Origin of the sequence: Luteolibacter sp. (assembly GCF_039920825.1) — a bacterium.
Taxonomy (GTDB): domain Bacteria; phylum Verrucomicrobiota; class Verrucomicrobiia; order Verrucomicrobiales; family Akkermansiaceae; genus Luteolibacter.
This window is the reverse complement of the sequence record NZ_JBDSCX010000041.1, coordinates 179,801-206,315: the sequence shown is the minus strand read 5'-3', so window position 1 is coordinate 206,315 and position 26,515 is coordinate 179,801. Positions and strand designations below refer to the sequence as shown.

Here is a 26,515-nt window from a genome sequence, read left to right as displayed (position 1 = left end):
GTTTATTTCGGTGGAGTATGGAAGACGGTGGTGGCCGGGCCTAGCAGAATTACCTTGCGCGTCTTGAGATCATAGTAGATCCCGCTGCCGGTGGCGGTTCCCTCGTCCATCTTGATTTTGACGGGTTCCTTGGTGCTCAGCAGGTTCTTTTCCTTGTCGATGAGGGCGGTGGTCAGGTCGATCCGGCCGTGCTGTGTGTTGTCCGGATTGAAAAACTCGATGGCGACCGTCGTCCCCGCGATCTGCTGGGTGTTGACCAGAGACATCACCTGCGCCTTCAGGACGCTGGTCAGCTTGTGATCCGCATCGTAGCGGGGGAGCATCACGTCCTTCAGCTCGCTGCCGGGAGGAAGCAGGGTGAAGATGTTATCCCATCCCTTCTTCGGCGCGTCAGGCTTTTCTCCGGCCAAAGAAATGGCGGGAGCGACGATGGCGAACGCTGTAAAAAGACGGTGCAAGATGGCGGAAAAGGAAATCGCTCAGTGCGAGGCGTGTTGGATGGCGATGAGTCGGACGAGAAGATCTTCGATAAATTCGAGCGGAATTTGATTCGGCCCGTCGGAAACGGCGTTCGCGGGATCCGAGTGGACTTCCATGAACAAACCTTCGAGGCCGGTCGCCACCGCGGCGCGGGCGAGGACGGGAGCGAGTTCGCCATCACCGCCGGTCGCGCCACCGAGGCCGCCGGGGCGCTGGACCGAGTGCGTGGCATCGAAAATCACGGGCAGGCCCTCTTTCCGCATCCAGTAGAGCGAACGCATGTCCACCACCAGATTGTTATAACCGAAAGTGGTGCCGCGCTCGGTGATGAGAAATCGCTCGCAGCCGAACGCCCGCATTTTTCCGGCGATGTTCACCGTGTCGAGCGGCGCGAGAAACTGGCCCTTTTTCACGTTCACGGCGCGGCCTGTCTTGGCGGCGGCTTCGAGCAGGTCGGTCTGGCGGCAGAGGAACGCGGGAATTTGGAGCAAATCGATGTGCTCGGCGGCGATTTCCGCCTGCTCGGCGGTGTGGATGTCAGTGGTGACGGGCACGCCGAGTTCCTTGCCGATTTCACCGAGGATGCGGCAGCCTTCGTGCACGCCGGGGCCGCGGAAGGCATCGACGGACGTGCGGTTCGCCTTGTCGAACGACGCCTTGAAAATGAAATGGATGCCGGTGCGGTCGGCGATTTCCTTGAGCGAACGCGCCATTTCCCAAGAGAATTTCTCGGACTCCATCGAGCACGGGCCGAGGATGAAAAACGGAACCGGTCCGCCGACGGGGACGTTGCCAATGTTGAAGGGGTCGAAATTCATGCGGGTAAAATGGGTCAATGCCGGGCGGAAGCAAGCGCCGTTTGATAGAGCGGGCGGAGGTTGTCCAAGGCGGTATTGAGGAGCTTCTCCTCGTTGGACGTGAGGTTGCCGAGGGTTTTGAAGGCGATCATTTCCAGCGAATCGATCACCGATTTCGCCGCCCGCAGGTTGACCTGCTTCTCGCCGCTGTGGGGATTCGGGATCTGCCCGAGAAAAAGCCCGGCGTTCTGAGCCTGGAGGATGATGAATTCGTTGAACCGGGGATCGGCTTCGGGCGCTGCTGGCATGGCAGGAGGTTCGGAAGTCCGGGGGGGATTGACAAGAGGGAAGACGGGCGGGGCGGGGTGGATGTTTTTTCCAAAGTCCCACTTTCCCCAAGTGGCTTTTCGTTATCCCTCTTCAAGTGGAGGCCCATTCAAACCCAAGGTGCGGCGATCTCCGAATCGCCGTGGTCCATGGAAAGCCAATGAATCGAGGCCGGCCGCTCCTGATGGTCACCTCATGGGCTGGGGCGATTCGGAGATCGCCCCTCCTTGAATTTTGCATCCCGAATATCTTTTCACGGAACATAAGTCCACCCGCATGCCGGACAGGCTTTCTGCCCGTTGGGAATGATCCCTCCACACTCCAGACAATCGAAGTCTCCTTCGGTGGAACCCGTCATTCCATCCCTCACCGGAGGGATGAACCACTCGACCCGTCCACAGTGCGAACAGACGTAGGTCTCGGCTGTCTGGTGGGGGAAAACGAGGTCCAGGACATCAAACTCCGCTGTCGTGAGACGTCGCAGGCTTTTGAAAAACTGGTCATGGCCGCAGTGAAGGCAGCGGAGCTGTTTATCGGCGATGATGACGGTGGCTGGGTTTTCCATGGGTGTGGTTTGATTGGGTATGTCTGCGTCTTGGCCATGAGAATGGTCTAGCAACTCCAGCGCTCAAGCCGGGCTCGTCGCATCGCGGTGAAGGCTAACATTGTCATTCGTTCCATGGAATCTGCGGAAAATGCCGGGGCTTTGCGAGGGTGAATTGATCCCTCGGTAATCCGCGAAATTTCGATCAGCCTGAATCGTTCACGGCGGTGCCGGACATCCCGCAAAGAAATATCGACAGACGGGGGATTTCCGGGAGTCTCTATCTTCCATGAGACGGTCATCAAAAGCATTCTGTTGGGTTTTCGCGGTAGCGGTCGCATCGATGGCGGTTCCGCGGGCGGTGGCCCAGAAGCCCGACGCCGACCGGATCACGGAGGAGGACAAGAAGGTGTTCAAGGACTTCGTGGGTGCGGCGGGCAAGTTGCTGGATGTGCGGAATCAGAAATCCAGGCAGCTTCTCGCGGTGAACAATCTGCGGCAGATTGGTTTGGCGTTGTTTGAGTTCGAGACCGAGTATGGCTCGTTTCCGAATGCGGAAACCGCCGTCGCCGTCAAGGAAGCAACGGAAACCAAGGCAAATTTCAAGGAGGACACCGCGAATGACTGCTTCTATCAATTGATCGCCTCGGGGATCGCGCAGTCGGATCGCATTTTTTCGCTCGAAATTCCGGCGCCGGGTGCTCATCCGGATCCAAAGCAACCGGACCACATCGAGAAGTGTGCGTTCGCCTATCTGTCAGGGATGACTGCCGCGGGCAATCCCCAGCGTCCGCTCGCAGTCGCGCCGTTGCTTGACGGAAAGTGGACTTTCGATCCGGCGGTGTTTGGCGGGAGAGCCGTGGTGCTCTGTGTGGACAACAGCGTCCGATCCTTTCCTATCGAAAAGGATGGCCGGGTCCTGATCAACGGGTTGGATATTTTCGATCCCGACCAGCCTTTCTGGGCCGGCAAGGAACCGCAGGTCAAATGGCCGGTTCCATGAACGCGGCATCGTAGTGAAGGACGTCCAAGCGCAGGTAACCCTACCAGCGGGAGCGAGCGTCGGACACGGGGTTGATGTTGTAGCTACGAAAAATCATCGGCACAGGGCGGATGTTAGGATTGCTCTGGCGCGGCTTGTTAGCCGTTGCTGGTCGTAGTGGATGAACGATCGACCGACTGATGCGAGTCAGGAATCTCGTCTTCAAAGTTGTAGCGCCTCGCAAATGAAAAGCTACACCTCAATCCAGCGACTCGGTTGATGTCCTCGACTGCGCTTGGAACATTCCTCATCCGCAATGAGCAAAGAAGCCGGTCCGCTCGATCGCGTATATCCACGAGCGAGCCGTCGTCTGATGCTTTGGCGAAATAGCGATCTGCGGCTAGCCCAAAAAACTCGTGCTCATTGACTCTTCCGAGTTCTTGATCTTCGAGTGCCTCCTCAGGCCAATGACCGTTGATAAGTGCGCCGCCAATCACACGAAGTTGGTATAGCACAAAGCCCATGTGGTAATATGAGATTCCCGTGATTTGGACGCGCTCGCCGGCATACTCAGCCATCTTTTCCGGGAAAACAGTGTGAAGGCTAATCGGGGAATCAGTCGTGCAACGTTCACGGAGAGCGGCGAGTGCAGGCGCATCCTTCACCCGGACGTATTCGCTTCCCAGAAATGCTGAGTGGTCGTTCTGCATTTTTTGGCTACCAGTGTTGTTGGTTCAGTGCCGCACGATAATGATCCGGGTTAGCCTCGGCAAGATAAGACGAACCGGGTGATGGGGAGTTGGAACTGAGAGGTCGGAAGGTGCGGACCGATCTGTTATCGCCGAAGCGGGCGATGTTCCTTCATTCTGAAGGAACTTAGCAGGGGAGGAATGAATCTTCAATCGGGAGGAAATGATCCTCCCCAAGGAGCGGGCGAGGTTGCTTCGGGAGCCGGTTCAAGTCCTAGGCGAGGCGATCTTCATTCCTAGGGATGTGATCCGCTTCCTGCGGGATGGGTTCTCGTTCCCGGGTATGGAGCGCGGTTCCCAAGGGCAGAAACAATCCTCCCCGAGGACGGGATCTGACTCCCCGGGGAGTCAAGCCGACACCCGGGGATGGGCGTCGGCTCCTGAAGGAACCTATCCACCTCCCCGGGGATGTGAACCGCCTCCCCGAGGACTTGAACTGGCTCCCGAAGGAAGTGATTCGCCTCCCGAGGGCGGCAGGCTTTCTCCCAAGGAAGTCGGGTTTCTTCCCGAGGGAGTGGGATGGTTTCCTCTGGAAGGATGGGATCCAGAGAGGGGAGGCTTTGTTTGCGATTCGGATACCCCCCGATTAGGGGTGGGGATTCGCTTCACAAAAAAAGCGCATTGGTGGAAACAGGAATCCGCCAATCATGAAAACCCACGTTCTTTTCGCCCTCGCGGTGGCCGTTTTGCCGCTGGCAGCGGCTCCGCATCCCATCGGCAACATCAGGAAATCGGTGCGCTCGAACTCCCGATCCGCTGATTTCTTCGGAAATTGACAAGCGGCGAAAGACGACTTAACTCCACCAAATGAAAAAATTCCTCCCGCTGGTTGCCGTGCTTCTTTGCAATTTCGCAAACGCTTACGAAATTTCCGGAGCCAAGCCGATCGACAAACTCGCTTCCGAGCAGGCCAAGGTCAAAGACTCCAAGAAGCTGCTCTGCATTGTTTACAAAGGAGCTGACGACAGCTGCCCACATTGCGCCGCTGCTGCTGAAAACGGCGTCAAAGCCGTGCGTGGCTCCGCGGAATGTGTGGTCATCACCGAGGCCCAGGTCAAGGACAAGGCGGTCATGGACAAGCTCCCGTCGAATGTTCAGAAGATGCTCAAGGAGCAGCCAACCAATGCGTGGGTTTCGTTCACCGTTTACGATGCGGACCTGACGAAAGTCATCGCCGCTTCCAGCCGTGAATCGTTGGAAACCGACAAGAAGGCCACCAAGCAATTTTCCGAAACCGTCCACGCTGCGAAGACCGCTCTGAAATAAGCTTCGGCGTGGAGATTCTAGAAGGACTGTTGCTCTCGCTGTCCCAAGCCCCGGGCTCGTCTTTTGCCTTGCAGGGATCGGTGTCACGGCTAATCTCGCGGCTAACTGGCCTGTGCCAGGAGCCAGCATCCAACCAAAAACCAATTCCCCGAACTCATGAAACTTGCCTTCATTGCCGCCGCTGCCGCACTTTTCGCCGCTTCCTGCTGCCCAAGCGCTCCCGCTCCAAGCCATCCTGCCTACGTCGCTCCTTCCAAGTAATTCATTCTCCGTTCCGTTCTCCGGGTGGAGCACGGGACAATTTCAACTTCCGGCATGAGTCATCGCCGGTGATTTTTATTTCATCATAAAACCTTCCGCCTTATTCCCATGATCCGCATTCTTTCCGCAATCGTCGCTTCCGCCTTTGTTCTTCTTTCCGTTTCGTGCGGATGCTGCACCGGTGAACCAAAAGCACCCGGCCTGCGCCCGCTTCCTCAATTCCAGGAAATCCAAACGGCTCCTGAGGTTCATTATTCGAAGTAAGCTCCGCTTCGCACATTCGAAAATATTCAAATGCCCTTCCGGTCTCCGGGAGGGCGTTTTTTTTGAAAAATTACACTAATATTCCTTTCTAACGCGATCAGTATCTGACATTTGCTTCGCTGCTTCTCCCCATGAAACCTTCCCATCCACCCGAAGTGCAAGCCAAGTTCAGCGGCAGCTTGCGCCACTACCATCGGTCCGGGGCCAAGACCCAGCGGTCGTGGGAGGATTGGGTGGAGGGGACTTCGGCGAAACAGAAGAGTTCAAAAAACTGGCTCAAAATTTCCGGCATCGTCGTGGGCGTGCTGGCCCTCACCGGGATCATTGCGGGATTGGTCATCGAGCTGGGTTAAGGCCCTGCGCGTTCTTTCCGCCCGGCATGCACATGCGGCTTTGACATTCTGAATCCGCGTGGCCAATTTCCCGCCCGCCGCGAACCACGGCGGATTTCTAATCATGGGAAAAAGCCTCTTCCAAAAAGTCTGGGAAGCTCACACCGTCGGCACCCTCGCCGATGGCCGCACGCAGCTCTTCATCGGCACGCACCTCATTCACGAGGTCACCTCACCGCAAGCGTTCGGCATGCTCCGCGATCTCGGACTGAAGGTGAAATTCCCGCAGCGCACATTCGCGACGATCGACCACATCGTCCCGACGATCAATCAGGACCAGCCGGCAGACCCGCTCGCGGCTGAGATGATCGATGCGATCCGCAAAAACTGCGATGATTTCGGCGTCACTTATTTCGACCTCGCCTCCGGTAAACAAGGCGTCGTCCACGTCGTCGGCCCCGAGCAAGGCATCACCCAGCCCGGCACCACGATCGCCTGCGGCGACTCGCACACCGCGACGCACGGCGCTTTCGGGGCGATCGCATTCGGCATCGGTACCAGTCAGGTTCGCGATGTCCTCGCCAGCCAGACCATCGCCCTTCAGGAAATGAAAGTCCGCCGCATCGAGGTGAATGGCGACCTCGGTCCCGGCGTTTATGCGAAGGACGTCATCCTCCACATCATCCGCCTCCTCGGCGCGAACGGCGGCATCGGCTACGCTTATGAATATGCGGGCGATGTTTTCGAGCGCATGTCGATGGAAGAGCGCATGACCGTTTGCAACATGTCCATCGAAGGTGGCGCGCGTTGCGGTTACGTGAATCCGGATGCCAAGACCATCGCCTACCTCAGCGGTCGTCCTTACGTGGACATGTCCGATTTTAATGCGACCGCCGCCCGCTGGCTGTCGTTCGCTTCCGATGCCGACGCCGTGTTTGACGACATCGTCAAAATCAACGCGGCCGAAATCGAGCCGACCGTCACCTGGGGCATTTCCCCGGACGCTGGCATCTTCATTTCCGAAAACATTCCGGACCCCGCGAAGGCCAAAACCCCGCTTGAAAAAGCCTCCATCGAGGAAGCGCTCGCTTACATGAAACTCGACGCCGGTACCCCGATCAAGGGCGTGAAAATCGACGTCGCGTTCATCGGTTCCTGCACTAACGGACGGATCTCCGATTTCCGCGAAGTGGCAAAATACATCCAAGGCCACAAGGTCGCGAAGGGCGTGCAAGCCATCGTCGTTCCCGGCTCGCAAGTCGTCGCTATCCAGGCCGAACAAGAAGGCCTGCCGAAAATCTTCACCGATGCCGGCTTCGAATGGCGCGGTGCCGGTTGCTCGATGTGCCTCGCAATGAACCCGGACAAACTCGTCGGCGACCAGCTCTGCGCCTCGTCTTCGAACCGCAACTTCAAAGGCCGCCAGGGTTCGCCCACCGGCCGCACCGTTCTGATGTCGCCCGTCATGGTCGCCGCTGCGGCCATCAACGGCTACATCTCAGACGCCCGCGAGCTTTTCGAACTCGAAGCCGCCGCTGCCGTCGCGTAAACTCCCGCTCGCCATGAGCACCGCCGCCCACAAACTTCCGATCACCGCCACCGAGTATCTCGAAGGAGAACTCCGTTCGGAAACGCGTCATGAGTTCGTGGACGGCCGGGTTTATGCGATGTCCGGAGCCAGCCGGAGACACAATGAAATCTGCGGTGATCTCTATAGCTCGCTGAAAAACCACCTCCATGGTGGCCCATGCCGCACCTACATCGAAGCGGTGAAAGTCCAGATCGCGGACGATCTGGGGGAAGGCTACTACTATCCGGATGTGTTCGTCGCCTGCGAGCCGGGCGACGACGATTCGCACGTCGTTTCCAATCCGAAGCTCATCATCGAGGTGCTGTCAGATTCCACCTCGCGGATTGATCGCACCGACAAGCTCACCAACTACAAGCGGATTCCTTCCGTCGAGGAAATCGTCCTGATCGAACAGGCGTGGCCGGAGATCCTCGTGTTCCGCCGCTCCGAGCGCTGGAAACGCAATCTTTACACCCAGTTCGGCACCATCGTGCGGCTCGATTCCATCGGCTACGCCGCGCCGCTCGCCGCCTTCTATCAATCCAATCCGTTTCCCGAGGACGTCCAACGCCCGTGGTACCACCTGAACCGCATCGAGGACTGAATTTTCTTTCCATCAACCATCAACTCTCAACCTCTCCCATGGCACTCGATCCAGTTCCTTTCGTCACCGGCCGCGCGGTTTTCATCCCCGGCGCGGACATTGATACCGACCGCATCATCCCGGCACGTTTCATGAAATGCGTCACCTTCGACGGTCTCGGCGAATTCGCATTCTACGACGTCCGCTTCGATTCCGAAACCGGCAATAAGACAAACCACCCGCTCAACGATCCGCGTTTTTCCGGAGCCTCCATCCTCGTCGCCGGCGTCAATTTCGGCTGCGGCTCCTCCCGTGAGCACGCCCCGCAATCGCTTCGCAAATACGGCTTCAACGGTGTCATCGCCGAGTCCTTCGCGGAAATTTTCTACGGCAACTCCACCACGCTCGCCATGCCTTGCGTCATGGCCTCCGCCGCTGACATCGTCGCCATCAAAGACGCCGTCGAAGCCGATCCTACGGTCGTCGTCACCATCGACGTGAAAGCCCTCAAGGTCACCACCTCCAACGGCCTCGACATCCCGGTCACCATGCCGGATTCGGCGCGCGAGGCACTTCTATCAGGCCGTTGGGATCCGATCCAGGAGCTGCTCGACAACGACAAGGCCATCGAAGCGAAGGCGAGAGAGTTGCATTACGTATGATTGGTCCCGACGTCCGTTTCCTGCTAGGGAAGCGATGGCTCGAATCAACAAGCGGAGCCTGTGGATGCGGGCTTCGCTTTCATTTTTCAGGCGGAGCCTCGGGGAATGGCTTTTCCCCAAGTAGATAGGGCTTCAGGAGATCGTTGAGTTTGAGCAGGCTGATTTTGCGATCTTGGGCGGATTTTCTCAACGCTTCGGCTTCCGGAAAACCGTCTGCCAGCGTTCGGACCACCGAACAATTTGCTTCGATCAGGGAATGCTCGTCCGCAGCGGTGGTGGCATTAATCAAGGACATCAGGTCCAGATAGTCCTGTGCATGGGGCTTCTGCTGCCCGGGCTGTAGGAAGAGTTCCACCTTTTCGATCCACGAAACTTTCCCGAAGTCCTTGTCGGCGACGCCTTCTCCGGGAAACTTCGCTTTCAACCTTCTCAGGCTTTTACCCTGCGGTTTTGGTTCGCGAGGCGCAGAGCTCCAAATGCTGATTTTCCAGCCGGTGACCTTGTCATCCCGGAATTGGACTTCAAAGCCGTCGGGGTGCATTTCGCGAGTCAAACTCCGTCTCTCGGGTGCCAGATGGTAATCTAACGAATCCACGCCTCCTGCTTCGTTAGATTTGGTCATGGTGGCTTTACCAATTTCATCGACGACTTCCGGCTGTGTCATCCCGACTTTCAGGCGTGTGGCCAATTGCTCTTCCGTGGGTATTTCATCGACATAAAACATGCCCATCTTCTCCCGCTCCTTTTTCAGCAAGGCATATTCATCTTCGCTGTAGTACTCCGGCTCCGGGCGGGGTGGGTGTGGTGTTTTTCGGGTGATCTCTTTTGCCCGCAATCTTCTGGCGATCTCCTCATCGCTTTTTCCCTCGATCCGCCATCCGAGCAGATCCAGATCTTCATCCGGATATTCATGCAATCCGGAGACGATGAAATCGGTTCCCAATTTCGCCATCACGACGGGCGCGGAAACCACTTTGTCATCGATCAAAATGGCGAGTCTCATACGGCCATATGAGTCTGTCGTCGCGGCACCCAGTTTCTTTCCTCCCTCTTCGGTCAAGGTGATCGCGAGGGTGTCCTCGTCCCCAGGATAACGCGTCGCTGATTTGACATCCGCTCCGGTGACGATGGCCTGTTTTTCGATGAACAGGATTTCATTTTTTTCTTCATGATGGAGCTCAACCCGTTCCGAATTGGCGGCTCCTTCCGCCACCACCTTGTTCAGCCGGAATGTTTCACCACAAACCTGTTGAGAGGCGCAGAAAATGGAGATGCATCCACAGATGGCACGGACGCCCGCTTTCAGCGTTGGCTGCGGGCGGGCCCGGGTGTCGTAGGTTTGTTCTTCATTCATGCTTTTTGAGTGCTCTCTCTTTCGAATCCTAGCCGGTTGGAATGAATGATTTCTGGCAGTGGCCTGACGTAAAGGCAAGCGCTCCGCATATTTTAGCACAGCTCCGCCTGCTTTGAAGCGGAAGATGTGGAGCATCTTCAAAGATCATCTGTCGGAGCATGACGGGAAATGAACAAAAAATTTCAGATCCGGGCGAACTTCCAGATCAGGCGAGTCGCTCCCGAAATGGATCTGATAGGCCGGCAAGCCGGCTCGTCGTGAAAATTTCGACATTTTTTGTCACAGTAGGGACTTTTCTGGCACCTACTTGTATCCATGGAAGTGAATGCATCCACATCAACCGTTGTTCCGGCAATTTTTGGGATCTCGGATACAGAGCTTTTGCAGGCTTGGGTTCGTCACCAGCGGCAAGCTGATTTTACGGAAATCGTCCGACGTCATCTGGGCCTCGTGCGTGGAATCGCCCGCCGCCAGGTGGGAACCGACCTAGCGGATGACACCGCTCAAATGGTCTTCGCCATATTGGCGCGCAAAGCGTCCGGGCTAACCGAACTGCGCTCGCTGGGTTCATGGCTGCATCGCGTGACGATGTTGCAGTGCAGGGGTGTCATCCGCGGGCAGATCCGCGACCGCCGCAGCCACCAATCCGCTATGGAAAGCGCCCGCCTTGCCGACGCTCGTGATCCGCTTTCCGAAATGCTGCCGTATCTGGATTCCGCGATCTGCGATCTGCCGGATTCCGACCGGGAATTGATCCACCTCCGCTACAGCGATCGGCTGACATTTCCCGAAGTGGCGCGGCGGACGGGCCGAAGCGAGCAGGCGCTGCGTCAACAGGCTGGCCGCGCCTTGGAGAAACTGGTTCGGCTCCTGCAGCGTCGTGGAGCCGGCGTCTCAGTTGCCACGGTCGTCGCGGGACTTGGCACCACCCTAACGAGAACTTCCTCCGCCTCGGCGGCGGGCTCCATCTCGAACGCTGCAATCACTTCCGCCGCCTTGAGCGGCGGTTCCTGGGCCACCTGGATCATCCTTTTAACCATGAACACGAAGAAATACATGTTGGTTGTCGGCTTGATTGCCACGCTGGTCGCGTTGCTTGGCGTTTGGAAAAACCGGGAGACTAAGGGTTTGGCCGACCCTGGTGCGAGTTCATCGGCGATGTCGCCTCAATCCGGCTCGTCCTTCCTGGATAAAGATTCGGCGCCCGCGAAGACGAAGGTGGACCGCAGCCGTGCGGTCACACCGCCTTCTCCTGAGGAAGCGTTGAAGATGAAGGACCTGCAACGCCGGGCGGTCGACAATGCACGACAATGCGGCCTGGCTTTGTTTGAGTTTGAATCCGAGTATGGCTCGTTTCCGAATGAGGAAACCGCCGCTGCGGTGAAGGAGGCTACGGGAACGAAAGCGGATTTGAAGGGTGCCACCGCGAATGATTGTTTTTTCCAATTGATCGCCGCCGGGTTTGCCATGACGGATAGCTTTTTTTCGCTGGAACCCTCTCCGGAAGGGGAGGATCGCAGGCCCAAACCACTGATGAATCTGGAGAAATGCGCGTTTTCCTATCTGTCAGGGATGAATGCCGCGGGCGACCCCAGCCGACCGCTCGTCGTTACTCCTTTGGTGCCCGGAACAGGAATTTTTGACCGAAAGGCGTTAGGTGGCAAGGCTGTCATCCTCCGCGTGGACAACAGTGCAACCACCGTTGACATCGAACAGGACGGAACGGTGATTTTGAACGGCATGGATCTCTTCGATCCCGCCCAGCCATTCTGGGCGGGCAAGGTGCCATCGATCCGATGGCCCGAGAAATGAGAGGATCATCAAATTCGAGATTCACCACCGGCGCTCCCGCCGGGTGGCTGCCCCGCCGAACCATCCATGTGATGGATGGCGGAGGCTCTCCGCACATTTTAGCATAGCTCCTGCGCGGTTTAGCGCAGGGAATGCGGAGCGGATCCGCGGATTTGGTGGGACATTGCGGCCTCATCCCATGTCCGCGCTCAAGCAACCGAACCTGGTCTCCGTGACCACCATCAACGACGATGGTTCGCGTTATTTCCTGCATCCGGCGGATGTCAAAGGGCCTTGGAATATTTTCCGCCGCTTTGTCGGTGTCTTGCTCATCGCGGTTTATGTGCTGCTGCCGTGGATTCCCATCAACGGTAATCCCGCGGTCTTTCTGGACGTGGAAAACCGGATGTTCCACCTCTTCGGCCTGACGCTGGTGCCGCAGGACCTGTGGGTGATGTTCTTTGCGATCAGCGGACTCGGCTTCGTCCTATTCTTCGCCACCTCGTTGTTAGGCCGCGTCTGGTGCGGCTGGGCCTGCCCCTACACGGTTTTTCTGGATCACGTTTACCGCCGCATCGAACGCTGGATCGAGGGCGATGCTCCGGCCCGCCGCGCGTTGGAGAAAGCTCCGTGGACGGCTGGAAAAATCTCGAAGCGCCTGCTCAAGCATTTTCTCTTCGCCGCGATCGCCGCTGCGATCGCCCACGTCTTTCTTTCCTACTTCGTCTCGCTGGGAAGGCTCTATGATTTCATGCAGGAAGGTCCGCTCCAGCATGTCACCGCGTTTGGCATCGTCCTTTTCCTAACGCTCGTCCTGTGGTTCTGCTTCGGCTATTTCCGCGAGCAGTTCTGCATCATCATGTGTCCCTACGGCCGCCTGCAAAGCGCTCTAACGGATGATGACACCGTCAATGTCGGCTACGACGAGAAACGCGGCGAACCCCGTGGCGCAAAGGGCAAGGCAGAGGGCGACTGCATCGACTGCCGCCGCTGCGTCCAAGTCTGCCCGACCGGGATCGACATCCGCAACGGCCTTCAGCTCGAATGCATCGGCTGCACCGCGTGCATCGACGCCTGCGACGACATCATGACCAAGGTGGACCGGCCGAAAGGCCTCATCCGCTACGATTCCTTCAACGGCTTCGCCGGAAAAAAACGCCGCTACCTGAGGCCGCGTGTTTACGCCTATTGCGCCCTCGCCGGTCTCGGCCTGGCGGCGTTGATTCTCGTCGCCTCCAACAAGGCCCGCCCGTTCATCGCCACGATCTCACGGGCGGGAGGTGCGGGATTCTTCAGCGATGATGCTTCAGTTAGAAATATCTACAAGGTCCGCGTCTTCAACAAGCGCAACCAGACGGCGACCGTCACCATCCACCTCGGCAAGGGCACGCCGGCCGGTTACCAGCTCAGCGGGGCGGACCAATCGTTTTCCCTGCCCGCGCTGAGCGAGATGTCCCGCACCTGCGTCGTCTTCGCTCCGCTTGCCTCCTACGTCGGCACCTCGGACATCGTCATCGAAGTCCACGCCGACCCCGGCGACGTGATCCTCAAAAAAACCGCCCGCTTTCTCGGTCCGAATCCCCAATCCATCCAGCATCCCAATCCCTAACTGCATATGAAAACCGTATCCGCATTCATCTCGCGCAACCCGTGGCTTTACGTCGTGTTCGCGTTCCTGCTGTTGCTCACCGCCTGGTCCGCCATGATCTCCGTTGCCATGAAATTCTCGCCGCAGCAGATCGAGGTGAAACGATAAATTTCCCATGACCACCGTCGCCGCCCTTGTCGCCGGACTTGCCACCAGTTTCCACTGCGCCGGCATGTGCGGACCCATCGCGTGCGGACTCGGCACCCTGGCGAAATCCGAGGGTGAGCGTCTGACGGCGGCATCGCTCTATCACGGTTCGCGCCTCGCTTCCTACGGGCTCATCGGCGGCATCTGCGGCGCGCTTGGCCAGCAACCGCTCAAGTGGTTTTTCAACTCGCCCGCCGTCCTTCTTCCATGGGTGATGGTCGGCGTTTTGCTGATCATGGCGCTCGGCCTCGACAAGAAAGTCCCGCGCCCGGCCATATTCAACCGCTTCACCGCCCGCGCCCGCTTCAAGGCCTGCAAACTTTCCGCTTACGGCGGTGCCTCGCTGATGGGACTTCTCACGCCGTTCCTTCCCTGCGGCCCGCTCTATCTGGTCTTCGGAGCCGCTCTGTTAGCAGGCTCCGCCGCGAAGGGCGCGGAATTCACTCTCGCCTTCGGCCTCGGCACGGTGCCGTTGCTCTGGCTCGCGCAACACCAGTTCCACCGCATCCGCGCGAAAATGACACCGCTCGCCATGGGCCGCATGCGGCGAGGGCTGGCTCTGGTGACCGCATTCGTGTTGGCCCTGCGCCTTCATGGCACCATCCCGGAAAGTTTTTACGGAGCAAAGCCCAAGCCCGCCGCCAACGAGCTCCCGTCCTGCTGTCATCGGAAATAAGGATTTACGAACTTCCTGAGCGCTGGAACCGGTGCGCAATCGCAAGGAGAAGGATCATAAAATTGAAGTGTCATGACCGGTTCTCAGGCGCGACTTGTCGGGGCGGATTTTATCCTATGGAGACGCTGCTTTTTCAAAAGACGAGAAGAAATCGAGAGTAGATCGAAATGCGATTGTGTCTCATCCGAATAGTTTGCGTAGGCTTGAGAAAAAGTTAAATCTCGAAGCTTCGTCAAATCAACCGGTGAATACCCGGAAAGAACACCTTGAAAAAGAAATTGATCAGTGAGAATCGCAAAGACATCAAACTGTGTTTGTGATCCCTTGGCAATTTCGACCAATCGTGCGTGTGGGAAAAATATTAAACGCGGATAGTCATCGTCCGGACCACCTATTACAATATTGTTACGGATCGATTCAAGCCATCGCGCTTCTGTGTTATTCACCATGACTTGCGCCCAAATGAGTGATGCTCCGAAATAATCCTCTTCTGGAAATCCAACTTCGTAAACGCAGTAGAAAAGGGCGTCCAAATCTTTGGGAGAGCCATCAAAAAGTATCTGGTTTTTGCTAAACGTTGTTTCATTTAGCTTCAATTTTGACCAGAAGTCTTGATAGAGAGAGATCGCATCTCCCAATTCCGGCGGTGATGCGATAGCGTGTTTCATTTCTTGCAGAGACAGTGTGATCTTCTCACGTTATTTTTCATGGCTCCGGTATTTCCAAGGCGCGGCAGATTTTGCGGGCCAGTAGATCGGGGATTTCGGAATGCCTGGGGACGGGTTCGCGGCGTCCGGTGTTGGGGTTCCAGTGAATCGAATGGGAGCCACCCTCGCGTTTGAGTGGGCAACCGTGCGCTTCAAGGTGGCGAATGAGGTCCTTGCGTTTCATGCAAGGACGAGCGGAATCAGCTTTTCCCCGCTGCCCAAACTGGCCTTGGCGTCTTCGCGGCGGTCCTCAAGCAGGAGCAGAATGGATTCTCGGAGGGATTCCACCGCCTCTTCCTCGGTGAGTCCCTGACCGTTGCCTTCGGGAAACTCAGGGGAGAATGCAACGAACCATTCGCTTTCGCGTAAGATGCGGGCCGTGAACGTAGCGCCTTTGCTCATGGGAGCATAGTGCCCTCGCAGGTGCCGTCGTGCAAGTTCGGATATGGGTTCAAAGGCATTGCCCACAGACGAATCTTGATAGTTCCCATGGCAGACGGGATGATGTGAGCGTGCCCGCATTGTTCCAAAAAACTCCTCCTTCCGGCATCGCCTTGTTCGATCTCGACGGCACGTTGATCGCGTGGGATTGCCAGTTGTTGTTCCGGCACTTCGTTCTCCGCCGCGAAGCGTCGCGTGGGATTTTTCTTCCCGTGTTCCTTGCGTTCCTGCCGCTCGCCCCACTGTTGGGAGCCGGTGGGATGAAGCGGGTGTTTCTCAGCTACCTTTGGAAAATAGATCCGGAGACGCTTGCGGAATACTCGCGGGAATTCGCGGCGTCGCTCATGCCGGCGATCTATCCGGAGTTGCGTGAAAAGCTCGAACGCCAGCGCGCCGCCGGTCATCTGCTGATCCTCGCCTCCGCCAGTCCGGAATTCTATGTCTCGGAAATCGGGCGCGAACTCGGCTTCGACCTGACCCTCGGCACTCCGGTCGAAACCGGAGCCTTTTTCCCCGATCTGGAAAACCACAAGGGCGGCGCGAAAGTCGAGCGCTTGCGGGAACTACTGCCCGCGTCGTATTTCGAAAATGGCAAACTCCGCCATTGTCACGGCTACACCGACAGTTGCGCGGATCTGCCAATGCTCGCGTTCTGCGAATCCGTCACCGTCGTCAATCCATCGCCACGGCTAACGGAAATCGCCAGGAAATCCGGCTGGGAAATCGTCCGCCCGTCCCGCCCGTGGAAATCGAAAGCGGAATTTTTCCTTCGGACCCTCGCGTTGCTAACCGGAGTCGGCGTGGATCCGGGCGGGTTGCGGAACGGTATGGTGGAGAATCAGGCGGTCCGGTGAGCTGGTTTCGTGGAAATTTGATAATGTGGAATTGGGCTTTGCATCGGAAGATGAAGTTAGACTAGCGTGGTTCCATGTTCAAACGATCTGGAATGCTCGCGGGAGCCGCTGCTCTCATTCTATCAGCCGGGTGTGAAAAGAAAGCCCCAGTTGCTCAGTCCGGGGCGAACGCGCCCGTTGTTGCTGCGGTGTCGCCCGTCGCCACCCATCTGGGATTCGCCACGAGGGTTCCGCGGGATGCGGATTTGTTTGTCTCGGGATACCACGGGGATGAGGTGCTCCGGGACCTGATGGCCGGAATTCCCCGCGCGGGTATCCCAGAGTTGGACAACGGAAAGGAAGAGGTGATCCGAAAGGTGATGCCGTATGTGGGTGACGAAGCGTTTCTGTTTCTCGGGCCCGGGGTGGGAACCCAGTTGCAGATGGTTGGAAAAACCTACAGGGATTTGTCATCCGCGTGGATTGGCGTCGCGCTGGGCACGGTGTTGGACGCCACAGCGGGGAAGAAGTCCGCTCCGGATTTTTCGAAACTCGCGGACGGACTTTCCGACGATTTGTTAGGAAAGTGGATGGACGCGCTTGAAAAGGATTCCCACCTTCAGGTGCCCAGCGTGGTGGTCGGATGGAGACCCGGCAAGGACAAGCAGGCGGAGTGCGTGGGAAGGGTATCGAAGGGACTTGAAGACCTGTTTGCTTCCACCGCTGGCGCAGCTCCGGTGAGCTTCGAGGCGAGTGGGGCAACGCTGGCCGGTTTCGAGTTTAGCGGGCGCGAGATTTTCGGCGAAGCCATCGCGGAAGCCCGCAAGAAAATGGCGGAGCAAAGCGGGAGCGGTGATTTGTTGGAAAAGCTTTCCCCGGAGCGCATCGAACGTCTGCTGGCCGCCATGGAAAAAGTGCGCTTCACCATCGCCTCCGGTGTGGTGGATGGACACGTTCTGATTTATTTTGGCGACGGCAAGGACGGGTTTCGTTTGGCGAAAACTCCGGAGGAATCCATTGCCGCCAGCGATGATCTGAAGTGGACTCATGAATTTGCCGACAAACGGATCACGGGTGTGGCCTATCTTTCCGAGTCGATGGTCAGGGCGGCGCTGCCGTGGCTCGATTCGTCGGACTACTGGAGTTCGCTTGCCCGCGCGATCCGGCCTCCGGTGCATGAGGAACGTCTGCTCCGCGAAATTCTAACCGGCCTGGCGGATGTCGATCGCGATTTGGCCAAGCGGGACGCCTCGGCGTGGTCCGCGGTTGTTTGCGAGGACAGCGGGTGGAGGTTTGAATCACGCGGTGGTTGGCCGGATCCATCGCTCGACTATGACACACCGCTGCGCATGACGGATGCCGCGCTTGCCGCAAATCCGGCGATTCGCATCCAGTGGGTGCAAAACCGCGAACGGAATGACCTGGCGTGGAAACGGTTGGAACATTTCGGGGTGTTGATCGACGCGTTGATCGGTGAGTCGAAGTCTTCCGGCAATCCGATGTTGGCGATGATTCCCGAAGGTGTGTTGCCCCGCTTGATGACGGAGATCCAAGGCATCAACCAAGCTTATCGCGACGAATTCCGTGCGGGGATTGGCGATGAGGTGGCGCTGGTGGCGGATTTCCAAGGAGAGGTTCCGGCATTTCCGGGAATCTCCCAGGAGACGGTGAAAAACGGCCGGGTTCCGCGTTTCGTCGTCGCCAGACCGGTCAAGGATCGGGCAAAGCTGGATGCTTCGGGCAAATCGTTCGCTCGGAACTGGCGGAGCCTTACCGCATGGGCCAGCGAGCTATCCGGTGAAAATCTTCCGCTGATCCTGCCGCAATCACTCGAATCCGACGGCCTTGTGACATGGTATCCGCCGCTGCCCTTCATCGGCGGGGATTTTATTCCGGGGGTCACGATGAATGACGAGCTGTGGATGTTGGGAACCTCGAAGTCGATGGCGGGGAATTTCTCGAAATACCTGAAAACGTCGGGGACCAGCGATGACACGGGCATGATTGTGGAAATCGATTTCGCACCCATCCGTGCTTGGTGCCGTGATATCTATCAGCGAAACAAGAAGGAGGCCGAGGCACTCGGCGGAGAAGCTTCGGAGGAAATGCAGCGCCTGGCGAACGAGGAGAATCTGAAACATCTGAGCTCCGCCACCGACCGCCTACAGGGACTTGGCTACCGGAAGTGGATGGCTGGCGGAAAACCGAGAACCAGCGTGCACCTGCGGTTGAGTCCGGCCCGATGATTTTCTAACGAACGATGGAGTCGGATGCTTCCTCGCGGTGGTGGTGATCCTCAGTCGCCCGATGGCCGCAGGTCGGGCAGTGCCGCCATTGCGGATCCCATGCGAGAGCATTGTTGGACCCGGGTCCCGCCGGGGCGGGGGACGTTTCGTCGAGCTGGTCCGTGCCGAAGAGCGCGACCATCATCGCCTTGCCGACGATATTCATCAGCATACCGAACAGGACCAAGCCGCACAGCATGGTGCCCGCCGCCACCAGACGCCCGCAGACCGTGACCGGGTACATGTCGCCGTAGCCTACGGTTGTTAGAGTGGTGATGCACCACCACATCGCCTGCGGCACGGAGGTGAACGGAGTGTCCTTGGCCCATTTGACCGGTTCGTCACGAGTGCCTTTGACGATCGATCTTGCCTCTCCGGCTTGGGCCATCACTTCCTCGTCCGGCACCACCACGTCGAAGGTGTGGTTGGCTGCGGACCAGGATTTCACGTCCCAGGTCCCGTCGAAGGGCGATCCGCCGCTGATCGAAATTTTCGCGCTCGGCGCTTCATCGGTTAGGTTGTCTGACCCGAGGCGCAGAAGAGTGGGGCTCACCCGTTGCACCGTGGCGACCTCGCCGTGCCGGTATTCCGCATAGAATTCCAACGTGCTTGAAATGATGATGACGGAGAACATCGCGAGGCAATAGATTACCAAGTTGATTTTCAGCGGGCTCCGGCGGACACCTTCCATGACGTCGGTTTCCATTTTCGCCACGGCTTCGCGGGCAAGTTTGAGCACCCGCATGACCCGCAGGACGCGAAGCACCCGAAGCATCCGTGCGGATTTCAAGGCGGTGACGTTGGCGACTTGGAAAAACGTCGGGACGATCGATACCAAGTCAATCAGTCCCCAGAAGCTGAAGACATAACTCAGTTTCCTGCGGGTGGTTAGAAGGTGACCGAGGTATTCCAACGTGAAGATGGCGGTGACCACGATCTCGCACCAGTTGAACACCGTGGCGTATTGTTCGCTGAGTGTGTCCACGGTTTCCAGCGCGCTGCTCAAGGTGGCGACGAAGATCATCGCGCTCAGGAAATTGTGGCTGATTACATAACTCCGGGAAGTCGGCTCATGAAAAATCCGGTAAAGCCAGCGCGGCCCGACAGGTGGTGAAACGACGGCGGAACGGCGGGCGGAAGAAGGTGGTTCGCTCATGATTCGAGGAAGCGTTGGGAACGCGGTTTCATCCCGGCAGGGGTTGCAAACCCGTGGGCGGATGAACCGCGCGGAGGTTGCTCTTTCGGCCGCGATTTGCAATGGCCGAGTTGACCCGCGCGAGGTGATGACGGACAAACAAATCGTGGACATCGGAGGTGAAACCGCATGGCATACCGGGCATGAGATGTTTTCTGGTTTTGCTATTCGCCGCCAATGCCTGGGCCGCGCCCGCCGCCGATGTTTCGCTGTCCCGCGCCCAAGCGGAAAAGCTCCGTGACACGCTGGCGGCCGAAACTCTGGCCACTTTGAAAACCGAACGCGCCGCGGAAGTTGCCGCGAAGTCCATCACGGTGGGCGACAAGACGCTGCGTTGGCTGGAGAAGGAATTCGGCGAGGCTCCCGAGGGCAAGCGCAGCCTGTGGATTTCCATGCACGGCGGCGGCAACGGCCCGGCGGAAATGAACGACCAGCAATGGCAGAATCAGATCAAACTCTATCAGCCTAAGGAAGGGATCTACCTCGCTCCCCGCGCGCCGACGAATACGTGGAACCTCTGGCACGAGGTGCACGTCGATCCGCTGTTCGACCGTCTCATCGCGGACATGATCGCAACCCGCGGCGTCGATCCGAACCGAGTCTATCTGATGGGCTACTCGGCCGGCGGCGACGGCGTGTGGCAGCTCGCACCGCGCATGGCGGATCGTTTCGCCGCCGCTGCCATGATGGCCGGACATCCGAACGAAGCGTCGTTGCTCGGTTTGCGGAACCTGCCGTTCGCTATCTTTGTCGGCGGAGCGGATGCCGCCTACGATCGCAATAAGATCGATGCGAAAAAGGGTGAGGAACTCGATACTCTGCAAAAAGCGGATCCGAAGGGCTACGAGCATTTCGTCAAAGTTTACGAGGGCCTGCCACACTGGATGAACGGCAAGGATGCCGAGGCGGTGCCGTGGATGGCGGAGCACACGCGCAATCCCTGGCCCGATCAAATCGTCTGGTTCCAGGATGACGTCACCCACGATCAATTCTACTGGCTTGAAATACCGCCGGGCAGTGCCAAGGCCGGGCAGAAAATCATCGCCACCGCCAAAGGCAACGAGATCACTCTGGACGGCGATGTGCCGAAAGGCATCACGCTTCGCCTGTCCGATGCCTTGGTGAATTTGGACAAGGAAATCACCGTGAAAATCAACGGTGCGCAGGCGTTCCGAGGCATCGTCAAGCGAGCCCCGGAGGCCATTTCGGAAGCCCTCAAATCACGACCTGACGCCGCACTTTGTCCGCTTGCGAAGTTGCGGCTGGATCCATAAGTTAGAGTCGGGCGTTTCATTCCGCTTGTCAGCTTTTGGTGATACCGGGTCTAGTGTTCCGCATGCGATGGATTCTCCTGTTCCCGATTTTAATGGCGTGCGTGCGAATTTCCAACGCCCAGACGACCGGAGCCCAGGACCGCGAGTATGCGGTGAAGACTCTCGATCGCATCGCGGGGCCGGTCATGGAATCGCTGGCGGAAGGAAATTTGAAGAAGCGCATGCCGCTGGGACAAGGCGAGGAATCGCGGAGTGAATATACATGCCTTGAAGCATTCGGCCGGACGCTTTCGGGGATTGCTCCGTGGTTGGCCCTGGGTCCGGACGACACGCCGGAAGGGCAGTTGCGCGCGCGCTACATCGGGCTTTCCAACAAGGCGCTGGTCCAAGCCACCGACCCGAAGTCGCCGGATTTCATGAACTTCACCCAAGGCGGGCAGCCGCTGGTGGACGCGGCGTTTCTATCACTCGCCCTGCTGCGGGCACCGGACCAACTGTGGCAGCCGCTCGACGAAGCACAGCGGGCCAACGTGGTTGCCGCGTTGAAATCCACCCGCAAGATCAAGCCGTATGAAAGCAACTGGCTGTTGTTCTCAGCACTGGTCGAGTCTGCATTGTGGAAATTCACCGGCGAGTGCGAAATGGTTCCGGTCGAGAACGCTCTAACGAAACATGAGGAGTGGTATCTCGGCGACGGCACCTACGGCGACGGCCCGGACTATCACTGGGATTATTATAACAGCTTCGTGATCCAGCCCGCGCTGATCGCGGTGCTGGAGGTTTGCAAGGAGAAGAAATCGCCGCTGGCGGATCAGCTTGCGAAAATTCTCGAACGCGCGCAACGCTACGCCGAGATCCAGGAACGGATGATTTCTCCCGAAGGAACTTTTCCTGTCATCGGCAGGTCGAGCGCCTACCGGTTCGGGGCATTTCAAACGCTTTCACTGGTCGCCCTGCGCCATGAACTGTCGAAATCCATCGAGCCCGCCGCTGTCCGTTGCTCGCTCAATGCCGTAGTCCACCGCATGATCGAGGCCCCCGGCACCTTCGATTCCGACGGCTGGTTGAGGGCAGGAGTTGCGGGCTACCAACCGGCGGTGAAGGAGAACTACATTTCCACCGGCAGCCTGTATCTGTGTCTCGACGGCCTGCTGCATCTGGGCCTTCCCGCGGATGATCCGCTGTGGACGGCCCCGGCCGAAGAGTGGACTCAGAAGCGGATCTGGTCGGGCGAAAACGTTCCGGCCGATCACGCCCGTTAGCTTTTGCTAGAGTTCGACGTTGAAGAAGTCGCGCATGACTTCCCGGTAGACATCGCGTTTGAAAACCGGCAGCCAGTCGAGGTCGAACTCGATGGGCAGGATCCAGCGGTAGGCGCGGAACTCGCGCTGCTTCTGCTTCACGTTGACCTGCGGCGCATCGGGTTTCAGGTGACAGAGGAAGTAGGTTTGCTCCTGGCCGTGGCTGCCGTGTTTGCGGAGTTTTTTGCCCCGGGCATGCTGGGGATAGAGGTAACGGTAGCCCTCGCGGCGGTCGATGACCTCGTAATGCTTCGCCTCAAGACCGACTTCCTCGCGGACCTCTCGATATAGCGCCTGCTCCAGCGACTCGCCGGAATCAACGCCGCCTTGCGGAAATTGCCAGGCACCGGGAATCGTCCAGCGTTCGCAAATCAGCAGGTTTCCCACTGAATTCACGATCAATGCGGCGACATTTGGCCGGTAACGAACCATGAGGGGGAAAATGCCTTTTCAGCCTCCATGTGACAATCCTTAACTTTTCCGTATTGAATTCCCGCGAGAGCTGGAATGAAGCTCAATCCTTGGAAAGTTGCGGGCAGATTGCGGTATAAATGGCGGTTTCCGTGTCGATCTTGGCGACCAAAGCGCGGGCTTCACCGCGCTTCACGGAGATATGAAGTCTCTTCGGAGTCCGGCTGGGAGCCGAGAGGGTGACAGTGGCCGAGTCATCTCCCTCGAGAACACCCTCGCCGGTAAAGACCCCGTCATTCAAGGTGAATGTGGCGGTCAGGGTGTTGTCCCACCGGATTTTGACTTGCAGCGGCGAGGGTTTCCCTTCGGATTTGGAGACCTTCGCTGCATTCCCGGCATAGACGCCGTTCGCCCGTGACTTGATCGTGACATGTCCCGTAGATCTCCCGCCCCTGCCGTCGGACACTTGATAGATCACCTGCTTGCTGGCTGGATCCTTTTCCGGGGTGGCGAAAACCACGCGCAATCCCGTGTCCGTTTTTTGAATCCAGACATTGTCGTCGGAGCCCGGCGTGGATACGGAGTCGATGGATACCGGGTCGCCATCAGGGTCCAGGTCATTCCTGAGAACGTTGAGACTCGCCTTCCGTTTTCCGTTCCACGAAGCAGTGGATAGGAAAATGGAGTCCGGAGAAGCCAGAGGTGCGAAATTTGCCTCCGTGTTTTCCGGTTGGAGGCGGAAGGAACGGGGGCCATTGGAAGTGATGGGTTTTTGAAGGGCGCTTTGGGCGGCGGGAGCGCTTTGGATAAAATTTTCCGGAAACGCCGCGATGCCATAGATCAGGCCATCGTTGCCGTTTACGAGACTTCTGAGGCGGTCATGATAGTCCGGGGAAAAGTCGTGCAGGATCTCCGTAGTTCCCGTGAGGGTGAGGCGATAAATGAGGCCGCTGTTGTTGGCCCCGCCATAGTAAGTGGCGCCATAAATCCCGTCAGGTTGCGTGATCACACCACCAAGATACAAGTCCGAGCCTGCGGATTGGGATGAGAGATCCGACTTCACGACGAGGGACCCGTCGGTCCCGGCGAGCAGCAGGTGGTTCGGCGTGGTGATGTAGAACCCATCTTTCGTTGGAGTGATGGACGAAGAAGATTCTTCCAAGGTATTGAAATCATTCAAAACGGTGATCGACCCCACTCCTTCATAACGGAAAAATACCCCGTAGGTGAATAGAAAGGGGCTCGCAGGCTTCGGTCCGCCGGTATCGGTGGTTCCGTAAAGCTTTCCATCGTCACCCAAGGCGAGGTGCGAGGGGTAGCGCGGCTCGACCACAAACCCCGGCTCCACATGCGGCCATGGCCCCGATGGCAGGTTGGAGCTTTTGAATGAGTAAAGAGATTGAAAACCGCCGTCGGAGGAGATTTTGAAAAGGGTGCCGCTGCTGAAGTCGCCGCCTTCCGCTGCTCCGTACAACTCTCCCTCCGGAGTGGGAACCAGACAGTGGATATCATAACACTTGTCAGTCCTGCGCATGTCGCGAACCACGCTGAAGACGCCATCCGCCGAAATTCGATAGATGGTTCCAATTTTATAGGCTCCTCCCAGTTCCGTCGCGCCGTAGAGCGCGCCATCGGCACCCAGGACCATAGGGCAGCTTGGATTCGAGCCGCCCTCGCTCGGCTGGGTATCGTCCTCAATTTCAGGGAAGACGTGAAGCTCCTCCGCCTCCTGCCCGGGAGCGATTCGATAGACGAGTCCGCCGCGCGCTTCCTCGGCCCACCGGGCAACTCCATAGAAATAGCCGTCGCCGCGGTTTATGAGATTTCCCATAGGCTCGAATTTGGTTTGCATGATCGAGACCTCCTCAAAGGTCGGAACCTGCCCGACTGCCGGCAAATGTGCGAGAAAATCAAAGGCAAGAACCAACAACCAACGCGAGTGAACAAAGCATTTCATGATGCGGATGCTAACCGCGACAAGGTGCCTTACAATCAGAATGTTGAAAAGCCCCAACCGGTCACTCCATCCGCCTGAGGCCTAGCGGATTCGCTTCCTGCAACTCTGCTGGAAGCGCGGCGTCCGGGAAACTTTGCCAGGCGACGGCGCGGCAAAAGCGGAAGATGGCCATCGTGCCGACTGAAGTACTACGTCCGTCGGAAGTCGCGGGAAACGGACCGCCGTGGACGATGCTGTTGCAGACTTCCACGCCGGTGGGGAAGCCGTTGAAGATGAGGCGGCCGGCACGGGTTTGCAGGGCGTGGACGAGGCTGCTGTTAGCGGCGAGTTCCGCGTCGGTGGCGTGGAGGCTGGCGGTGAGCTGGCCTTCGAGATGGGGGATGGCGGCTTCGATTTCTTCCTTGGTTCCGCGCACGATCAGCGTCGCGGGGCCGAACATTTCGCCTTGGAGCGCTTCGTTTTTGAGGAAGTCGCTGATAGAAACGATAAAGACGGCGGGTGCGCCTTGGCCGGGGTCGGCCTCGGTGGTGGAGCGGGCGAGGGTTTCCACGCCATCGGCCGCGGCGAATGCGGCGGTGGAATCGGCGAAGGATTGGCAAATCGCCGCGTTGAGCATCATGCCGGGAGTGCCGGCTTCGATGAGGGTCTTGAGTTTGGTTAGGAACGTTTCGCCTTTGCCTTCTGGCAGGAAGACGAGGCCGGGGTTGGTACAGAACTGGCCGACGCCGAGCGTGAGCGATCCGAAGAACGCTTCCGCCAATGCTTCCTCTCCGCGTTCCAAGGCACCGGGCAGAATGATGACCGGGTTGACCGAACTCATCTCGGCGTAAACGGGGATCGGTTGTTTGCGATTGGAGGCGGAGTCCATCAAGGCGGTGCCGCCGGCGCGCGAGCCGGTGAAGCCGACGGCTTGGGTGACGGGATGTTTGACCACGGCTTGGCCGACCTTGCGACCGCCGCCGTAAAGCACGGAGAAGACGCCGTCCGGCATGTTGGTGAGTTTCGCGGCGCGGATCACGGCATTCGCGACGATTTCAGCGACTCCCGGATGCGACGCGTGGGCGATGACGACGACCGGGCAGCCTGCTGCGAGAGCGGACGCGCTGTCACCGCCGGCGACCGAGTAGGCCATCGGGAAATTGCTGGCGCAGAAAACGGCGACAGGTCCTAACGGACGCAGCATCGAACGGAGATCGACTTTCGGGATCGGCTTGCGATCGGGATCGGCGCGGTCGATGCGGGCATCGACCCAGGAACCTTCCTCGATTTGTGCCGCGAACATCCGGAGCTGGCCGACGGTGCGGCCTGTTTCACCGCGCAGGCGGGGTTCGGGCAGTGCGGTTTCCAGGAGGCCCCGCTCGACGATGTCATCGACGACGGATTCGATTTCCGTGGCGATGGCCCGCAGGAATCCGGCGCGGGTCTTGCCTGATAGATTCGAGTAAACGGGAAACGCGGCGGCGGCGAGGTCCATGGCTTTCTCCACTTCCTCAGGCTTGGCGGTTAGATAGGCGGGTTCCAGCTTGGTGCCGGTGCCGGGCTGGACCGCGTTTCCGTAGGGCTCGGTGCCGGTGGAGCGGGAGTAGCCGATGAAGGAGGTGCCGAGAAGTGGAGTGATCATGGAATGTGGATTTGATAAACGGGGCGAGACGCCCCTTGCACGGTCTGGAGCGAGACG

Annotated in this window: 28 protein-coding genes; 15 read left to right on the top strand and 13 right to left on the bottom strand. The window is 58.3% G+C overall.

Features of this window, described 5'->3' with window-relative positions; translation table 11 throughout:
• Positions 1 to 2 precede the first annotated feature (2 nt).
• The 4 genes from lptC to ABIQ96_RS12030 form a co-directional block, all read right to left on the bottom strand.
• Entirely contained in the window at positions 3 to 458 is a 456-nt protein-coding gene (gene lptC / locus ABIQ96_RS12045; RefSeq protein WP_348214840.1) for an LPS export ABC transporter periplasmic protein LptC, read from the bottom strand.
• Positions 459 to 479: 21 nt separating this feature from the next.
• Positions 480 to 1,298, bottom strand: a complete 819-nt coding sequence (gene kdsA, locus ABIQ96_RS12040; RefSeq protein ID WP_348214839.1) for a 3-deoxy-8-phosphooctulonate synthase — start codon at positions 1,296 to 1,298, stop codon at positions 480 to 482.
• A 14-nt stretch (positions 1,299 to 1,312) separates the two neighbouring features.
• Positions 1,313 to 1,585 (bottom strand): DUF1844 domain-containing protein, encoded by a 273-nt coding sequence (locus tag ABIQ96_RS12035; RefSeq protein WP_348214838.1) that lies wholly within the window; start codon positions 1,583 to 1,585, stop codon positions 1,313 to 1,315.
• Between the two features lie 272 nt (positions 1,586 to 1,857).
• Complete coding sequence (locus ABIQ96_RS12030; RefSeq protein WP_348214837.1) at positions 1,858 to 2,169, bottom strand: hypothetical protein; 312 nt, start codon at positions 2,167 to 2,169, stop codon at positions 1,858 to 1,860.
• A 268-nt stretch (positions 2,170 to 2,437) separates the two neighbouring features.
• Here ABIQ96_RS12030 and ABIQ96_RS12025 point away from each other — a divergent pair, with 268 nt between their 5' ends.
• Entirely contained in the window at positions 2,438 to 3,151 is a 714-nt protein-coding gene (locus ABIQ96_RS12025) for a hypothetical protein (RefSeq protein ID WP_348214836.1), read from the top strand.
• Positions 3,152 to 3,288: 137 nt separating this feature from the next.
• Here ABIQ96_RS12025 and ABIQ96_RS12020 read toward each other — a convergent pair whose 3' ends face one another.
• Positions 3,289 to 3,840, bottom strand: a complete 552-nt coding sequence (locus ABIQ96_RS12020; protein WP_348214835.1) for a hypothetical protein — start codon at positions 3,838 to 3,840, stop codon at positions 3,289 to 3,291.
• A 686-nt stretch (positions 3,841 to 4,526) separates the two neighbouring features.
• On the opposite strand from ABIQ96_RS12020, the gene ABIQ96_RS12015 reads away from it, so the two are divergent.
• The 6 genes from ABIQ96_RS12015 to leuD all read left to right on the top strand — a co-directional run bounded on the left by ABIQ96_RS12015 (position 4,527) and on the right by leuD (position 8,817).
• Positions 4,527 to 4,655: a hypothetical protein gene (locus tag ABIQ96_RS12015; protein ID WP_348214834.1), complete on the top strand. Its 129-nt coding sequence runs from the start codon at positions 4,527 to 4,529 to the stop codon at positions 4,653 to 4,655.
• Between the two features lie 31 nt (positions 4,656 to 4,686).
• Positions 4,687 to 5,145, top strand: a complete 459-nt coding sequence (locus ABIQ96_RS12010) for a hypothetical protein (RefSeq protein WP_348214833.1) — start codon at positions 4,687 to 4,689, stop codon at positions 5,143 to 5,145.
• Between the two features lie 656 nt (positions 5,146 to 5,801).
• Positions 5,802 to 6,023, top strand: a complete 222-nt coding sequence (locus ABIQ96_RS12005; RefSeq protein ID WP_348214832.1) for a hypothetical protein — start codon at positions 5,802 to 5,804, stop codon at positions 6,021 to 6,023.
• Positions 6,024 to 6,126: 103 nt separating this feature from the next.
• Complete coding sequence (gene leuC, locus ABIQ96_RS12000; RefSeq protein ID WP_348214931.1) at positions 6,127 to 7,551, top strand: 3-isopropylmalate dehydratase large subunit; 1,425 nt, start codon at positions 6,127 to 6,129, stop codon at positions 7,549 to 7,551.
• 13 nt (positions 7,552 to 7,564) lie between these two features.
• On the top strand, positions 7,565 to 8,176 hold the full coding sequence (locus ABIQ96_RS11995) for a Uma2 family endonuclease (RefSeq protein ID WP_348214831.1): 612 nt from the start codon (positions 7,565 to 7,567) through the stop codon (positions 8,174 to 8,176).
• A 38-nt stretch (positions 8,177 to 8,214) separates the two neighbouring features.
• Positions 8,215 to 8,817: a 3-isopropylmalate dehydratase small subunit gene (gene leuD, locus ABIQ96_RS11990; RefSeq protein WP_348214830.1), complete on the top strand. Its 603-nt coding sequence runs from the start codon at positions 8,215 to 8,217 to the stop codon at positions 8,815 to 8,817.
• Between the two features lie 79 nt (positions 8,818 to 8,896).
• Here the strand turns inward: leuD and ABIQ96_RS11985 are convergent, their stop codons facing one another.
• Positions 8,897 to 10,306, bottom strand: coding sequence for a hypothetical protein (locus ABIQ96_RS11985; protein ID WP_348214829.1), 1,410 nt, complete (start codon positions 10,304 to 10,306; stop codon positions 8,897 to 8,899).
• A 180-nt stretch (positions 10,307 to 10,486) separates the two neighbouring features.
• Between ABIQ96_RS11985 and ABIQ96_RS11980 the strand changes: the two genes are divergently transcribed.
• The 4 genes from ABIQ96_RS11980 to ABIQ96_RS11965 all read left to right on the top strand — a co-directional run bounded on the left by ABIQ96_RS11980 (position 10,487) and on the right by ABIQ96_RS11965 (position 14,433).
• Positions 10,487 to 11,983: a sigma-70 family RNA polymerase sigma factor gene (locus ABIQ96_RS11980; protein ID WP_348214828.1), complete on the top strand. Its 1,497-nt coding sequence runs from the start codon at positions 10,487 to 10,489 to the stop codon at positions 11,981 to 11,983.
• A 178-nt stretch (positions 11,984 to 12,161) separates the two neighbouring features.
• Entirely contained in the window at positions 12,162 to 13,571 is a 1,410-nt protein-coding gene (gene ccoG / locus ABIQ96_RS11975) for a cytochrome c oxidase accessory protein CcoG (protein WP_348214827.1), read from the top strand.
• Positions 13,572 to 13,577: 6 nt separating this feature from the next.
• Entirely contained in the window at positions 13,578 to 13,718 is a 141-nt protein-coding gene (locus tag ABIQ96_RS11970; protein ID WP_348214826.1) for a hypothetical protein, read from the top strand.
• Between the two features lie 7 nt (positions 13,719 to 13,725).
• The gene (locus tag ABIQ96_RS11965) at positions 13,726 to 14,433 is read left to right on the top strand and encodes a sulfite exporter TauE/SafE family protein (RefSeq protein ID WP_348214825.1); all 708 of its coding nucleotides are present in this window, start codon (positions 13,726 to 13,728) and stop codon (positions 14,431 to 14,433) included.
• Between the two features lie 83 nt (positions 14,434 to 14,516).
• Here ABIQ96_RS11965 and ABIQ96_RS11960 read toward each other — a convergent pair whose 3' ends face one another.
• The 3 genes from ABIQ96_RS11960 to ABIQ96_RS11950 are packed head-to-tail and all read right to left on the bottom strand — an operon-like array spanning position 14,517 to position 15,542.
• Entirely contained in the window at positions 14,517 to 15,101 is a 585-nt protein-coding gene (locus ABIQ96_RS11960; protein WP_348214824.1) for a hypothetical protein, read from the bottom strand.
• Positions 15,102 to 15,138: 37 nt separating this feature from the next.
• Complete coding sequence (locus tag ABIQ96_RS11955; RefSeq protein ID WP_348214823.1) at positions 15,139 to 15,324, bottom strand: type II toxin-antitoxin system HicA family toxin; 186 nt, start codon at positions 15,322 to 15,324, stop codon at positions 15,139 to 15,141.
• Entirely contained in the window at positions 15,321 to 15,542 is a 222-nt protein-coding gene (locus ABIQ96_RS11950) for a type II toxin-antitoxin system HicB family antitoxin (protein WP_348214822.1), read from the bottom strand. The genes ABIQ96_RS11955 and ABIQ96_RS11950 overlap by 4 nt, the downstream gene beginning before the upstream one ends.
• A 110-nt stretch (positions 15,543 to 15,652) precedes the next feature.
• Between ABIQ96_RS11950 and ABIQ96_RS11945 the strand changes: the two genes are divergently transcribed.
• On the top strand, positions 15,653 to 16,435 hold the full coding sequence (locus ABIQ96_RS11945; RefSeq protein WP_348214821.1) for an HAD-IB family hydrolase: 783 nt from the start codon (positions 15,653 to 15,655) through the stop codon (positions 16,433 to 16,435).
• 74 nt (positions 16,436 to 16,509) lie between these two features.
• Positions 16,510 to 18,660, top strand: a complete 2,151-nt coding sequence (locus ABIQ96_RS11940; protein WP_348214820.1) for a hypothetical protein — start codon at positions 16,510 to 16,512, stop codon at positions 18,658 to 18,660.
• Positions 18,661 to 18,664: 4 nt separating this feature from the next.
• Here the strand turns inward: ABIQ96_RS11940 and ABIQ96_RS11935 are convergent, their stop codons facing one another.
• Positions 18,665 to 19,855 (bottom strand): ion transporter, encoded by a 1,191-nt coding sequence (locus ABIQ96_RS11935; protein WP_348214819.1) that lies wholly within the window; start codon positions 19,853 to 19,855, stop codon positions 18,665 to 18,667.
• A 182-nt stretch (positions 19,856 to 20,037) separates the two neighbouring features.
• On the opposite strand from ABIQ96_RS11935, the gene ABIQ96_RS11930 reads away from it, so the two are divergent.
• Entirely contained in the window at positions 20,038 to 21,168 is a 1,131-nt protein-coding gene (locus ABIQ96_RS11930; protein WP_348214818.1) for a dienelactone hydrolase family protein, read from the top strand.
• Positions 21,169 to 21,230: 62 nt separating this feature from the next.
• Complete coding sequence (locus ABIQ96_RS11925) at positions 21,231 to 22,430, top strand: DUF2264 domain-containing protein (RefSeq protein ID WP_348214817.1); 1,200 nt, start codon at positions 21,231 to 21,233, stop codon at positions 22,428 to 22,430.
• A gap of 6 nt (positions 22,431 to 22,436) precedes the next feature.
• Here ABIQ96_RS11925 and ABIQ96_RS11920 read toward each other — a convergent pair whose 3' ends face one another.
• From ABIQ96_RS11920 to ABIQ96_RS11910, 3 genes are all read right to left on the bottom strand, one after another.
• The gene (locus ABIQ96_RS11920) at positions 22,437 to 22,901 is read right to left on the bottom strand and encodes an NUDIX domain-containing protein (protein WP_348214816.1); all 465 of its coding nucleotides are present in this window, start codon (positions 22,899 to 22,901) and stop codon (positions 22,437 to 22,439) included.
• 82 nt (positions 22,902 to 22,983) lie between these two features.
• On the bottom strand, positions 22,984 to 24,711 hold the full coding sequence (locus ABIQ96_RS11915) for a choice-of-anchor tandem repeat GloVer-containing protein (RefSeq protein WP_348214815.1): 1,728 nt from the start codon (positions 24,709 to 24,711) through the stop codon (positions 22,984 to 22,986).
• Positions 24,712 to 24,898: 187 nt separating this feature from the next.
• A complete protein-coding gene (locus tag ABIQ96_RS11910) occupies positions 24,899 to 26,458 on the bottom strand; it encodes an aldehyde dehydrogenase (NADP(+)) (RefSeq protein WP_348214814.1) in 1,560 nt (519 codons plus the stop codon).
• Positions 26,459 to 26,515 lie beyond the last annotated feature (57 nt).

What these genes read in the sequence shown, in the direction of transcription:
- ccoG (WP_348214827.1), top strand. Translation starts at nt 12,162, where the DNA reads ATGTCCGCGCTCAAGCAACCGAACCTGGTCTCCGTGACCACCATCAAC.
- ABIQ96_RS12025 (WP_348214836.1), top strand. Translation starts at nt 2,438, where the DNA reads ATGAGACGGTCATCAAAAGCATTCTGTTGGGTTTTCGCGGTAGCGGTC.
- leuC (WP_348214931.1), top strand. Translation starts at nt 6,127, where the DNA reads ATGGGAAAAAGCCTCTTCCAAAAAGTCTGGGAAGCTCACACCGTCGGC.
- ABIQ96_RS11940 (WP_348214820.1), top strand. Translation starts at nt 16,510, where the DNA reads ATGTTCAAACGATCTGGAATGCTCGCGGGAGCCGCTGCTCTCATTCTA.
- kdsA (WP_348214839.1), bottom strand. Translation starts at nt 1,298, where the DNA reads ATGAATTTCGACCCCTTCAACATTGGCAACGTCCCCGTCGGCGGACCG.
- ABIQ96_RS11910 (WP_348214814.1), bottom strand. Translation starts at nt 26,458, where the DNA reads ATGATCACTCCACTTCTCGGCACCTCCTTCATCGGCTACTCCCGCTCC.
- ABIQ96_RS11955 (WP_348214823.1), bottom strand. Translation starts at nt 15,324, where the DNA reads ATGAAACGCAAGGACCTCATTCGCCACCTTGAAGCGCACGGTTGCCCA.
- ABIQ96_RS12030 (WP_348214837.1), bottom strand. Translation starts at nt 2,169, where the DNA reads ATGGAAAACCCAGCCACCGTCATCATCGCCGATAAACAGCTCCGCTGC.
- ABIQ96_RS12015 (WP_348214834.1), top strand. Translation starts at nt 4,527, where the DNA reads ATGAAAACCCACGTTCTTTTCGCCCTCGCGGTGGCCGTTTTGCCGCTG.
- ABIQ96_RS11970 (WP_348214826.1), top strand. Translation starts at nt 13,578, where the DNA reads ATGAAAACCGTATCCGCATTCATCTCGCGCAACCCGTGGCTTTACGTC.
- ABIQ96_RS11950 (WP_348214822.1), bottom strand. Translation starts at nt 15,542, where the DNA reads ATGAGCAAAGGCGCTACGTTCACGGCCCGCATCTTACGCGAAAGCGAA.
- ABIQ96_RS11935 (WP_348214819.1), bottom strand. Translation starts at nt 19,855, where the DNA reads ATGAGCGAACCACCTTCTTCCGCCCGCCGTTCCGCCGTCGTTTCACCA.
- ABIQ96_RS11920 (WP_348214816.1), bottom strand. Translation starts at nt 22,901, where the DNA reads ATGGTTCGTTACCGGCCAAATGTCGCCGCATTGATCGTGAATTCAGTG.
- ABIQ96_RS11980 (WP_348214828.1), top strand. Translation starts at nt 10,487, where the DNA reads ATGGAAGTGAATGCATCCACATCAACCGTTGTTCCGGCAATTTTTGGG.
- ABIQ96_RS12010 (WP_348214833.1), top strand. Translation starts at nt 4,687, where the DNA reads ATGAAAAAATTCCTCCCGCTGGTTGCCGTGCTTCTTTGCAATTTCGCA.
- ABIQ96_RS11960 (WP_348214824.1), bottom strand. Translation starts at nt 15,101, where the DNA reads ATGAAACACGCTATCGCATCACCGCCGGAATTGGGAGATGCGATCTCT.
- ABIQ96_RS12035 (WP_348214838.1), bottom strand. Translation starts at nt 1,585, where the DNA reads ATGCCAGCAGCGCCCGAAGCCGATCCCCGGTTCAACGAATTCATCATC.
- leuD (WP_348214830.1), top strand. Translation starts at nt 8,215, where the DNA reads ATGGCACTCGATCCAGTTCCTTTCGTCACCGGCCGCGCGGTTTTCATC.
- ABIQ96_RS11925 (WP_348214817.1), top strand. Translation starts at nt 21,231, where the DNA reads ATGCGATGGATTCTCCTGTTCCCGATTTTAATGGCGTGCGTGCGAATT.
- ABIQ96_RS11985 (WP_348214829.1), bottom strand. Translation starts at nt 10,306, where the DNA reads ATGCTCCACATCTTCCGCTTCAAAGCAGGCGGAGCTGTGCTAAAATAT.
- ABIQ96_RS11995 (WP_348214831.1), top strand. Translation starts at nt 7,565, where the DNA reads ATGAGCACCGCCGCCCACAAACTTCCGATCACCGCCACCGAGTATCTC.
- ABIQ96_RS11930 (WP_348214818.1), top strand. Translation starts at nt 20,038, where the DNA reads ATGAGATGTTTTCTGGTTTTGCTATTCGCCGCCAATGCCTGGGCCGCG.
- ABIQ96_RS11965 (WP_348214825.1), top strand. Translation starts at nt 13,726, where the DNA reads ATGACCACCGTCGCCGCCCTTGTCGCCGGACTTGCCACCAGTTTCCAC.
- ABIQ96_RS12020 (WP_348214835.1), bottom strand. Translation starts at nt 3,840, where the DNA reads ATGCAGAACGACCACTCAGCATTTCTGGGAAGCGAATACGTCCGGGTG.
- ABIQ96_RS11915 (WP_348214815.1), bottom strand. Translation starts at nt 24,711, where the DNA reads ATGGGAAATCTCATAAACCGCGGCGACGGCTATTTCTATGGAGTTGCC.
- ABIQ96_RS12005 (WP_348214832.1), top strand. Translation starts at nt 5,802, where the DNA reads ATGAAACCTTCCCATCCACCCGAAGTGCAAGCCAAGTTCAGCGGCAGC.